This is a genomic window from Luteimonas sp. A537 (genome assembly GCF_054052065.1).
Genome location: NZ_JBSVRH010000008.1, coordinates 1 through 10,294 on the forward strand (window position 1 = coordinate 1; position 10,294 = coordinate 10,294).

Consider the following 10,294-nt stretch of genomic DNA (forward strand, 5'->3'; position numbering starts at 1 on the left):
AGCCGAAGCCGCTTCGTTACGCAAATCACATGGCAGATAAAGCTTGCCATGTGCTTCGCTTCACTGCGCGTCTCGGCTTAACTCTGGCGTTAGGCCTCAGGAGCCCGCTATGCCGCGGCACGAGAAGATCAACTACGTTGAGTATCCGTCGCGAGACTTGGAGGGAACGAAGCGATTCTTCGTCCAGGCATTCGGCTGGGCGTTCGAGGATTACGGTCCCGACTACGTCGCATTTTCCGACCAGGGACTGGATGGCGGCTTCTTCAGGTCTGACCTAGCGGCTCGCACGGAAGCTGGAAGCGCACTCATCGTCCTTTACAGCGACGACCTTGAAGGTACGCTCCGCAAGGTCGAGGCTGCAGGCGGTGACGTGGTCAAGCCAATCTTCGTCTTCCCAGGTGGTCGCAGGTTCCATTTCACAGAGCCCGGTGGCAATGAGCTAGCTGTGTGGTCGGAGCCTGAGGCCTAACAATGCGTTCAAGCCGAAGCCGCTTCATTCCACCAACCACATGGCAGGTAAAGCTTGCCATGTGGTTGGTTCCGCTACGCGTCTCGGCTTAACTTAGGTGTTAGGCCGCATATGATGATGCGCTCTTCTGACTCAGACTTTGATCGCATACGTGATCATTTCCCCGATGACGCAGAGATGACCCTTCAGGTGCTGAAAGGTCACCTCCTCGTCGAAGAACAGCTCCGTGAGATCTTTGCGCTGCTTTTAGCCTTCCCACAAGCTCTCCGCGGAGCTCGGGGGGCTAGCTTTGAGTGCCATCAGGTGATCTGCTTAGTTCAAGCTATGACCCCGCACAGCGCGCTTGAGCCATGGCTCTGGGACGCCGCGAAACGCCTGAACGGCATCCGCAACGCTTTTGCCCACAACCTTGAGCCTCTCGCCATCAACGAAAAGATCGCCGGCCTTCTCGATTTTGCAAAAGAGCAGGATTCGTTCAAAGAGGTGCTGGAGAAGTATCCGGCACCTCCTGGCATGGAGTTCAAGGCGGTCGTGCTCGCCATGTGTGGCGCTCTCTCTGCGCTCAAAGACTTAGTCATTTCGGAGCGCGGCAGTGCGGCCTAACAATGCGTTCAAGCCGAAATTGCATCGCTACGCCAGTCACATGGCAGAAAGAGCTTGCCATGTGCCCGGCTACGCGCTGCAATTCGGCTTAACTTAGGTGTTAGGCGCTATGAGGCAGTTTGGATGACCGAGCGAGCTAAAAGCCTGGTTGGCCTAGGCATTCTTCTTGCCGCCTTCGTCGGTGGCGCAGTTGTGTTTCGCGATTCGCTTGGGCTGGTCATTTTCCTGCTCCTCGGATTGGCAGTTCTTGCGCAGATTATTCGCGTTGCATTGAGCAACGGAGACGGGAGAACTCTTGGTACTCTCTGGCGCGCCCTTAAAGACGCGTTCTGGGGCATCGGATGATCTCAAGCAAGTGGGCGTGGCAGGTCGCGCCTAACAATTCATTCAAGCCGACACCGCTTCGCGGCGCGGCTTAATTCAGGCGTTAGGCCTTGCTTCCCGCACTGTTGTTGCTGGGTTCCAGGCGATCTGTAGCGCCTCGCTTATCCGGAGCGTTTGCGCCTCGCACGCGCGGTGCAGGCGTCGGCAGTCAGCCCTGCAGCACCTCGGCTTCGGACAGCCGCGACTCTTCGCAAGATTCGACCTGCCGGGTCGGCTTCGGGCAGTGCGTGGTGCGAGTTCTTGGCCGCGCGCATGGTGCGTTTCGGAAGCACCAGGCACGGCGCTTGTTGTACTGTTCGCCTCAGGGGTTGGGCTGCCGCACGTCGGGCGCAGGTGCCAGGGAACGGCGGCCTAACGAGTCGTTCAAGCCGATGCCGCTTCGCGGCACGGCTTAACTCTGGTGTTAGGCCTTGTTTCCCGCACTGTTGTTGCCGGGTTCCAGGCGATCTGTAGCGCATCGCTCATCCGTAGCGTTTGCACCTCGCACGCGCGGTGCAGCCATCGGCAGTCAGCCCTGCAGCGCCTCGGCTTCGGACTGGCGCTACTCTCCGCAAGATTCGACCGGCCGAGTCGGCTTCGGACAGGGCGCTGTGAGAGTTCTTGGCCGCGCGAGTCGCTGGTTTTGGCTTCGGGCCCTGCAAGTGCCAGCCTCAGGCCGTTCGGCCAGACTTGTTGTAGTGTTCGGCTCAGGGGTTGGGCTGTCGCAAGGTCGGGCGCAAGCTCGGAGTGCGGCGGCCTAACAAGTCGTTCAAGCCGACGCCACATCGGGGCGCAAACCACATGGCAGGTATAGCTTGCCATGTGCTTCACGCCCCGCTGCGGCGCGGCTTAACTCTGGCGTTAGGCCACACTCGGTGCGAGTTCCGACATCCCGCTCTTTTGGTGTGTTCCTTTCGGCCGGTTTCGCCAAGCCCACTGGGTCGCTTCGTTCAACATTGCGTGGCGCAGCATCCGACTCGCCTGAGCATGACGGGCCAAGAGTTCTGGCGCTCACATCTATAGTGGACTTCGGGTAGCCAGCACGCCCAGGCGCCGGAGCAAGCTTGAAGCGCAGACTCTTTCGCTCGGTCCAGGGCCGCCGTCAGAGCGTAGCAAGTTGTTGTAATGTTCCGGCTCAGGGTTAGGTTGCGGCGATTCCAGACAAGTGTTCGCGGTGTCTGGTGGCGGCGGCCTAACAATGCGTTCAAGCCGAAGCCGCTTCGCGGCTCGGCTTAACTTAGGTGTTAGGCCCCGCATGAAGAATTCGGCAACTGAAGAGATGATACTTGGCCCCGAGGGGGACTCAGAGCTTCTTGCCCGGTTGAAGTCTGCTGTTCTTGCCGCGAGGGGCACAATGTCCGAGGCTTCCCATGTTGTCGCCGGATCCCAAGAGGTCATCACCTTTCGCATTGGGCTTCCGGATGGTGAACTCATCGCCACGTCAGAGACGTATATAGGCTTATCCATCAAAGGCCCGGCGCACTTGATCAAGCAGCTAGAGCACGTGCGCGGGGCCTAACAATTCGTTCAAGCCGAAACCGCTTCGTTACACCAACAGCATGGCGGGTAGAGCTTGCCATGTTGTTGGCTCCACTACGCGGTTCGGCTTAACTCAGGCGTTAGGCCTTGTTTCCCGCACTGTCGGTGGCAAGGTCCAGGCGGGCTCAAGCATCTCGCTCACCCACGGCATTTGCACCTCGCACGCGCGGCGGGCGCATCGGCAGCCGGCTCTGAAACACCTCGGCTTCGGATAGGCGCGACCCTCTGCAAGATTCGACCTGCCGAGTCGGCTTCGGCCACGACGCGGTGAGAGGTCTTGGCCGCGCGAGTCGAGTGTTCTGGCTTTGGCCCCGGCAATGCCAGCCTCAGGCCACTTGGCCAGACTTGTTGTACTGTCGGCTCAGGGGTTGGGCTGTCGCAAGGTCGGGCGCAAGCTCGGCGTGCGGCGGCCTAACAAGTCGTTCAAGCCGAAGCCGCTTCGTTACGCAAAACACATGGCAGGTAAAGCTTGCCATGTGTTTCGCTCCACTACGCGTCTCGGCTTAACTCTGGTGTTAGGTCTGCCATGACGACTCTGCTAATCCTGATTGTGCTCGCTGCCATAGGTTATTGGCTCTACAGTCGATCTCGCATAGGTGACGCTCCTGCAATAGATATCTCCCACTTGCCCGAGCAGTTCGTGGTCTTTGACTTAGAGACAACTGGGCTAGATGCGTCCAAGCACCAGATCATTGAAATCGGAGCTATTCGCGTCAATCGTAATTCGGACAGGCATGACACGTACCAAAGTTTGATCACAGCCAAGCGCAAGCTCCCCAAGAAGATCGTAGAGTTGACCGGCATCACCGATGAATTGCTCAAATCAGATGGTGTCGCGCTTGAAGAAGCGCTGAGAGGCTTTGCAGAGTTCGTCGGCAACCTCCGGCTCATTTCGTTCAATACAGATTTTGATCTCGCGTTCCTACATAACGCGGCCGCTCAACACAGAATAGAATTTCGCAATCCGACTTCCTGCGCTCTGAAAATGGCAAGGCAGGCTTGGCCAAGACGCGACAGCTTTCGCCTCGTTGACTTAGCCAGAGATGGCAAACTATCCATGTCGAATCAGCATCGCGCACTTGGCGACTGTGAGCGCGCATTGCACGTGTACATTGCTGCAGCTTCAAAGCTCAGGTCTGTGTAAAGCGCAGACCTAACAATGCGTTCAAGCCGAAATTGCATCGCTACGCCGTCAACATGGCAGAAAAAGCTTGCCATGTTGCCAGCTACGCGCTGCAATTCGGCTTAACTTAAGCGTTAGCCGCTGATGGGGACAGCAATGCGAATGGCAGGTCGGATTACGGACTGGAATGACGACAAAGGCTTCGGCTTCGTAATCCCCAACGGGGGCGGTACCCGCGCGTTTGTCCATATCAACGAGTTTCAGCGTGCTTCACGTCGGCCTGTTTCCGGCGACATGATCTCGTACTTGCCAAGCGTCGATGCGCGAGGGCGGACAAACGCCCGGCAAGTTCGTCACGCCGGCCAGAGAATCGAAGTGCCGCGAGCTCCTTCGCGAGTTCCCAGGGCGATCCTTGGCGTATGCGCCTTGGTGAGCGGCGTTGCTGCCGCTGTCAGCGGCCTTCTCCCGACACTGTTAGTAGCAGCGTACTTTGCATTGAGCGTCCTCTCGTACCTCATGTACAGATCCGACAAGATTGCGGCGCAAGGCGATGCGCAACGCACGCCGGAAGCGAGCCTTCATCTTGCAGATCTTCTCGGGGGGTGGCCGGGGGCGCTGATCGCCCAACAACAGTTCCGCCACAAGACCGTGAAGCACTCGTTTCAGGTCACCTTCTGGGCTACTGTCATCCTCAACTTGGCCGCCGTCACTTGGCTACACAAATCGGGTGTGCTTGCAGATTTGGTTGGGCGCGTCAGCAGCTAACAATTCATTCAAGCCGACGCCGCTTCGCGGCGCGGCTTAATTCAGGTGTTAGGGCTCATGTCAAAGACTCTGGCACTTCTATTTCTCACAATGCTCGCGATTGGATGCCACAAGGCAAGCCCATCCACATCCGCTGAGATCGTTGCTTCTGAGCTAACCCACGCCTCCGGGCGTTCCGCCAAAATGTGCGGCTTGATCCGGCTTGGCGAAGATCAGTCTTCCGCGATCTCGTGTGCGCAAACCGCTGCAAAATCGATTCAACCATTTTGGGTAGCTGTTGAGCACCCCGGCATTGACTCGTCAATCTGGAACGGCGCACTACTCAGCACCGCCGGGCTGCACCAGGTATTCCACTACGACTCGAATCCTTATGGCCGTAAAGAGCTCCTACCCAAGCTCACTCGCGAGTCGTGCCATAAGCTCATTTTCACTGGTAATCGCGACAAGCCCTTTGCTTGCGGATTCCGTGATGAGCCCTAACAATTCATTCAAGCCGACGCCGCTTCGCGGCGCGGCTTAATTCAGGCGTTAGGCACCATATGTCAGCATTAGGCGCAACGGATGCTTTTATTCTCGCTCCAGTAGCTGCTTTAGCAATTGCAGCAATCGCGCGGCCGGCGAGTCGCCGCCTACGCATCGCGTCCGTGATATCTCTCGCGTTAGTAGCATTTGTCTACACCGCACTTCGACCTTCTGCTCGCGCAGCGAGGACGTACTACGAGAGCATTGGCGGAGTATGGTCTGAGGATTGGCTCGCTGGCGTCGAGTCTTTGCTGGCAGTCACGCGGCACCTGCCCACTGTTGTCCTGCTTGCCGCCTTGCTGTTGGCCATAATTGCGTTACGCTCCAGGTAATACGGGCATCGCGGCTTGGTGGGTGAATTCAACCACCAAGTGCGACAGTCCTGATCAAGCGCGGATTCGCTGTTCGGGCGTTTCATAGTCGTAGCGCTTCCTCGGTCTGGTATTGAGTTTGTGTGCGATCGCATTGCACTGCTTCTGGGTCAGCTTCGCCATGCTCTTTCCCTTTGGCAGGTACTGGCGAATGAGTCCGTTGGTGTTCTCGTTGGTGCCACGCTGCCAGGGGTGATGGGGACGCGCGAAGTAAACCGTCGCACCCGTAGCGATCTCGATTTCGGCATAGCCATGGAACTCGGTACCGTTGTCCGAGGTGATCGTTAGGCAGGGCAGCGGCGCAGCCTTGATCATCTCGATGACACGGCGGTTCAACGCCTTGGTCGTGCGGTTTGGTAGCTTGCCGATCATCAGGTAGCCGGTGGCGCGCTCGACCAGGGTCACGATGCAGGGTTTCTCCCACGATGCCCCCATGACCGTATCGATTTCCCAGTGGCCAACCTCGAGCCGCGCTTCGATCTCGACAGGCCGCTCCTCGATCATGCGCTTGCCCTGCAGCCTTCCGCGACGCTCCAGCCCGTAGTGCCGCTTACGGCGCTTGTAGCGGCGACGCAGCTCCAGATACAGCGTGCCGCCCGCACGCCAGTCGCGCCGTACGTGTCGGTAGATGGACTGGAAGCTGATCGCAAACTCGTCCTGCCGAAGTACGCCAGCGATCTGCTCGGGACTCCATTGCTGCATCAGCAGCGCCTCGACACGGGCGTACTGCAACGGCGCATGGTGCGGGCCGCGGCGGCTTCGTCGGAGCCGTCCGTTCCGACGCTCCTGGGCCTTGCTGTAGCAGTAGTGTCCGCCCTTGGGGCAGGGCGTCAGGTTGCGCTTGATCTCGCGGTAGATCGTGCTCCTGTGGCGGCCCAGGATCTGGGCGATCTCGGCCACGCTGTGCCTGGTCTTGCGGAGCTTGGAGATCAGGTATCGTTCGTCTCTGGTGAGCTGGCAGTACTTCACGGTCGGGGCTCCTTTCTTGCCGGATAAGAGTCCCTTCCAGTCTGCCAGCTCACCTCTCCTTTTCGGGGCGCTGGATTTGTCGCACTTAGTCTGGCAATTTCTGCGGTCTAACAATTCATTCAAGCCGACGCCGCTTCGCGGCGCGGCTTAATTCAGGCGTTAGGCCGCTCGGAGAGAGCTATGGCGAACGGATGCATTTTCTGCGAGGTCATCGCCAAGGACGCGCCGGCCAGCTTCGTGAGAGAGGACGCTCTTACCGCAGCCTTCATCGACACACGGCAGTTCCACCCCGGCCACGTCTTGGTGGTGCCAAAAGCTCACTTGTCGGACATCCGCGAACTTGATGGAGAGACTGGAGCGGCTCTGATGGCGGCTGTGGTTGACGTCACTCGCGCCGTGTCCAATGCGCTTTCCTGTCAGGGCATAAGCGTGTGGAACTCCAACGGGGAGGCGGCGGGCCAAGAAGTGCCGCATCTTCACTTCCATGTTCACCCACGCTCGCAGTCCGACCGGCTTCTGGAGGTTTATCCGTCGCCCCCAGGATCGCCAGATCGTGCAACACTCGACGCATTGGCAGCATCGATACGGCCGCACCTACTATCCGGTAGCGCGGCCTAACAAATCATTCAAGCCGACACCGCTTCGCGGCGCGGCTTAATTCTGGTGTTAGGGCTCATATCGTGCATCGCTACTACTTCATTGATTCAAGTGGCGAGGACACTAACCTCCAGCTTTATTCGCTAAAGCAAGCCAAGCATCAATGGGCCGCGCTCCAAGATGATCTATCAGCCGGAGACGAGGTCGAGCATTTCCATGAGCGTTGCATTTTCCTTATCTGCACGATCGGGCTCAGCCTGTCCCAGCTGCTCGGGCAGAACAATCCTGAACCTAGTGACCGAGTGCCGTCTCCTAAAAGCATCTTTGATTCACTGGTGGATAGGCACGGACTTGACCCGACATTGAAGAGCAAGTTCAAAGAGTTCATAGACACTTACGATCATTGTCGTCATTTCGGACTGACTGATGATGGCTCCAGGCATTGGCAAGTGAGCCAAGTGACCCTAGACAAAACTCGCGAGACCTATGAGTTTGGGCTTTTGGTATGGGACACGGTCATTAGCGTCTTCCGGCGAGACCCGCAGAACGAGCTGGACGAGCTGGATCTGTCAGTAGTACAAGATGAGTCCTAACAATTCATTCAAGCCGACGCCGCTTCGCGGCGCGGCTTAATTCAGGCGTTAGGCCGCTTATGAAGCTCCTTGGCGTGTTGATGATGCTCCTCCAAGTCTCGGTCGGCCCCTCTGACCCGGATGATAATTGCCCGGTCCTGCTAACAGACTCGGGGATGACTTGGACCTATCATCAGACACAAGATGCTGGCGTCTGCTATGCGATTGAGGCTGCTTCTGGGGAACAGGCCTTTGGAGTTTATCTTGGCGATGCGCCAAGATTGGACACGTCGTTGGCTAAAGCCGTTGGTGGTGGGAGTGTTGGTGGGCATTCTGTAACTTGGTATGAGCTGTCCAGCGGATACGTCTTCGCAGAGCCACCAAATTTCTCGCAGGAGACACTGATTGAGTTTGATCACGCTGGGCGATATGCCCATGTTTGGGTTACAGCAGCATCTCCGGTCCAGTTTGCACAACGACTCGCGGCTCTTGAGAGAATTAAGTTTCGGTGATGTGGGCGCGGCCTAACAATTCGTTCAACCCGAACCCGCTTCGTTCCACCAACAACATGGCAGGTAGAGCTTGCCATGTTGTTGGCTCCACTACGCAGGTCGGGTTAACTCAGGTGTTAGGCCTTGTGTCCCGCACTGTTGTTGCCGGGTTCCAGGCGATCTGTAGCGCCTCGCTCATCCGTAGCGTTTGCACCTCGCACGCGCGGTGCAGGCATCGGCAGTCAGCCCTGCAGCGCCTCGGCTTCGGACTGGCGCTACTCTCCGCAAGATTCGACCGGCCGAGTCGGCTTCGGACAGGGCGCTGTGAGAGTTCTTGGCCGCGCGAGTCGCTGGTTTTGGCTTCGGGCCCTGCAAGTGCCAGCCTCAGGCCGTTCGGCCAGACTTGTTGTAGTGTTCGGCTCAGGGGTTGGGCTGTCGCAAGGTCGGGCGCAAGCTCGGCGTGCGGCGGCCTAACAAGTCGTTCAAGCCGACGCCACATCGGGGCGCAAATCACATGTCAGGTATAGCTTGCCATGTGCTTCACGCCCCGCTGCGGCGCGGCTTAACTCTGGCGTTAGGGTCCAGAGCATGCGTCCACTGCTACTGACTGCAATGCTGTTTATATGTGGCTGCTCTGCCGAGCAGAGTGCGGCGACCCAAGCACCTGAAGTGCTAGTTCCGGACTATTCGTTAGACGGCTTCGGCGGACACTTGATTGGCACCGATCGCGGTGAGTGGATCGGCAAGCTACTGTTCCAAGATGCTGATGGCCATCTCACGACTTTGCTCAACGAGAACGTCCACGGCATCATTAAGAACGCCGACGGCATCTTTGCTTTTACCGGATTGGCGCATCTATCCCTCAATGAGGGCTATATCTACGCCGTTACTCAAGAGCCCAATGGCCCGGTTTCGGTGGCTCGCCTAGGCCGGCTTCCTGGCGCACCCACTCGTGTTCGCCAGCTACAACGAGAGGGAGCAACATCCTTTTTGGTCTATTCTGGCTTTAGTAACAATCGGCAGCTATTTGATTGTTATCAGTTGGCCGGTAAGATTGTCAGTCGGGGCCATGACTGCTAGCCGCCTGAGTAGCTGGGCCCTAACAATTCATTCAAGCCGACGCCGCTTCGCGGCGCGGCTTAATTCTGGCGTTAGGCCTCATGACCAACATTTCCGCAAACTTTAAGAAGCGCTTCATAGCCTCCTTGCCAGAAGTTCCGGCGGAGCTAGATCTCCATCTAGATGAGTTCGTCGTATTCGAGCCTGACGCTCTGCCATGTCGCCTAGCCAAAGAGGACTTGATCTTCTCCTGGAACAGGGCTTGCCCCGTGATGCCTCACCATTCCTTACGTTCTATGCGTACTCGCAACCTGAAATCGAGTCGCGCAAGGAAGTCTTCGGCATACCGGAATCTTGCTTTCCAATCGGTCACAACGGCTCTGGCGATGTTCTCGTTGTTGACACAGATACCCGAGAGATCATCTATTTCAATCACGACAATCACAACGTGAGAGTGCTAATAAATTCATCTCTCCCGCAGTTTGCGGAGAGTCTATGCATTTACCAAGAGCACCTGACAAAAGGAGCAGTTGGCGTTTGCATGGCCGCAATTGCCGCCATTGACACACGTGCAGTAATTCAAGGGTCAATGTGGCAATCCGAGATAAGCTCGGAGATAGCAAATGAGGCCTAACAATTCGTTCAAGCCGAAACCGCTTCGTTACACCAAAGGCATGGCAGAAAAGCTTGCCATGCCTTTGGCTCCACTACGCGGTTCGGCTTAACTCAGGCGTTAGGCCTTGTTTCCCGCACTGTTGTTTGGACCGACCAGAGTTTCATAGACACTCACTGGCCGCTCTGCGCGTAGCGCCGTTCAAACTCTACCGGTGAGACGTCGCCAGCGGAACCAT

At 57.5% G+C, this 10,294-nt stretch carries 11 protein-coding genes; 10 read left to right on the plus strand and 1 reads right to left on the minus strand.

The annotated features are described in order from the left end of the window. Nucleotides 1-109: 109 nt before the first annotated feature. The 5 genes from ACW7GZ_RS14455 to ACW7GZ_RS14475 all read left to right on the plus strand — a co-directional run bounded on the left by ACW7GZ_RS14455 (nucleotide 110) and on the right by ACW7GZ_RS14475 (nucleotide 4,862). On the plus strand, nucleotides 110-469 hold the full coding sequence (locus tag ACW7GZ_RS14455) for a VOC family protein (RefSeq protein WP_457009907.1): 360 nt from the start codon (nucleotides 110-112) through the stop codon (nucleotides 467-469). Between the two features lie 111 nt (nucleotides 470-580). After that, complete coding sequence (locus ACW7GZ_RS14460; RefSeq protein ID WP_457009908.1) at nucleotides 581-1,072, plus strand: hypothetical protein; 492 nt, start codon at nucleotides 581-583, stop codon at nucleotides 1,070-1,072. Nucleotides 1,073-1,195: 123 nt separating this feature from the next. Further along, nucleotides 1,196-1,417: a hypothetical protein gene (locus tag ACW7GZ_RS14465; protein WP_457009910.1), complete on the plus strand. Its 222-nt coding sequence runs from the start codon at nucleotides 1,196-1,198 to the stop codon at nucleotides 1,415-1,417. Nucleotides 1,418-3,599: 2,182 nt separating this feature from the next. Further along, nucleotides 3,600-4,118, plus strand: a complete 519-nt coding sequence (locus tag ACW7GZ_RS14470) for a 3'-5' exonuclease (protein WP_457009912.1) — start codon at nucleotides 3,600-3,602, stop codon at nucleotides 4,116-4,118. A 141-nt stretch (nucleotides 4,119-4,259) separates the two neighbouring features. Next, nucleotides 4,260-4,862, plus strand: coding sequence for a DUF1294 domain-containing protein (locus ACW7GZ_RS14475; protein ID WP_457009914.1), 603 nt, complete (start codon nucleotides 4,260-4,262; stop codon nucleotides 4,860-4,862). 908 nt (nucleotides 4,863-5,770) lie between these two features. Here ACW7GZ_RS14475 and ACW7GZ_RS14480 read toward each other — a convergent pair. Then, nucleotides 5,771-6,724 (minus strand): IS30 family transposase, encoded by a 954-nt coding sequence (locus ACW7GZ_RS14480; RefSeq protein WP_457009916.1) that lies wholly within the window; start codon nucleotides 6,722-6,724, stop codon nucleotides 5,771-5,773. Between the two features lie 180 nt (nucleotides 6,725-6,904). Between ACW7GZ_RS14480 and ACW7GZ_RS14485 the strand changes: the two genes are divergently transcribed. The 5 genes from ACW7GZ_RS14485 (at nucleotide 6,905) to ACW7GZ_RS14505 (ending at nucleotide 10,077) form a co-directional block, all read left to right on the plus strand. Then, on the plus strand, nucleotides 6,905-7,342 hold the full coding sequence (locus ACW7GZ_RS14485) for an HIT family protein (RefSeq protein WP_457009918.1): 438 nt from the start codon (nucleotides 6,905-6,907) through the stop codon (nucleotides 7,340-7,342). Between the two features lie 62 nt (nucleotides 7,343-7,404). Then, the gene (locus tag ACW7GZ_RS14490) at nucleotides 7,405-7,914 is read left to right on the plus strand and encodes a hypothetical protein (protein ID WP_457009920.1); all 510 of its coding nucleotides are present in this window, start codon (nucleotides 7,405-7,407) and stop codon (nucleotides 7,912-7,914) included. 59 nt (nucleotides 7,915-7,973) lie between these two features. Continuing rightward, nucleotides 7,974-8,405, plus strand: a complete 432-nt coding sequence (locus ACW7GZ_RS14495) for a hypothetical protein (protein ID WP_457009922.1) — start codon at nucleotides 7,974-7,976, stop codon at nucleotides 8,403-8,405. A 567-nt stretch (nucleotides 8,406-8,972) separates the two neighbouring features. Beyond that, nucleotides 8,973-9,464, plus strand: coding sequence for a hypothetical protein (locus tag ACW7GZ_RS14500; RefSeq protein WP_457009924.1), 492 nt, complete (start codon nucleotides 8,973-8,975; stop codon nucleotides 9,462-9,464). Nucleotides 9,465-9,660: 196 nt separating this feature from the next. Beyond that, on the plus strand, nucleotides 9,661-10,077 hold the full coding sequence (locus ACW7GZ_RS14505) for an SUKH-4 family immunity protein (RefSeq protein ID WP_457009926.1): 417 nt from the start codon (nucleotides 9,661-9,663) through the stop codon (nucleotides 10,075-10,077). Nucleotides 10,078-10,294: the final 217 nt, after the last annotated feature.

What these genes read in the sequence shown, in the direction of transcription:
- ACW7GZ_RS14455 (WP_457009907.1), top strand. Translation starts at nt 110, where the DNA reads ATGCCGCGGCACGAGAAGATCAACTACGTTGAGTATCCGTCGCGAGAC.
- ACW7GZ_RS14460 (WP_457009908.1), top strand. Translation starts at nt 581, where the DNA reads ATGATGATGCGCTCTTCTGACTCAGACTTTGATCGCATACGTGATCAT.
- ACW7GZ_RS14465 (WP_457009910.1), top strand. Translation starts at nt 1,196, where the DNA reads ATGACCGAGCGAGCTAAAAGCCTGGTTGGCCTAGGCATTCTTCTTGCC.
- ACW7GZ_RS14475 (WP_457009914.1), top strand. Translation starts at nt 4,260, where the DNA reads ATGGCAGGTCGGATTACGGACTGGAATGACGACAAAGGCTTCGGCTTC.
- ACW7GZ_RS14485 (WP_457009918.1), top strand. Translation starts at nt 6,905, where the DNA reads ATGGCGAACGGATGCATTTTCTGCGAGGTCATCGCCAAGGACGCGCCG.
- ACW7GZ_RS14495 (WP_457009922.1), top strand. Translation starts at nt 7,974, where the DNA reads ATGAAGCTCCTTGGCGTGTTGATGATGCTCCTCCAAGTCTCGGTCGGC.
- ACW7GZ_RS14500 (WP_457009924.1), top strand. Translation starts at nt 8,973, where the DNA reads ATGCGTCCACTGCTACTGACTGCAATGCTGTTTATATGTGGCTGCTCT.
- ACW7GZ_RS14505 (WP_457009926.1), top strand. Translation starts at nt 9,661, where the DNA reads ATGTCGCCTAGCCAAAGAGGACTTGATCTTCTCCTGGAACAGGGCTTG.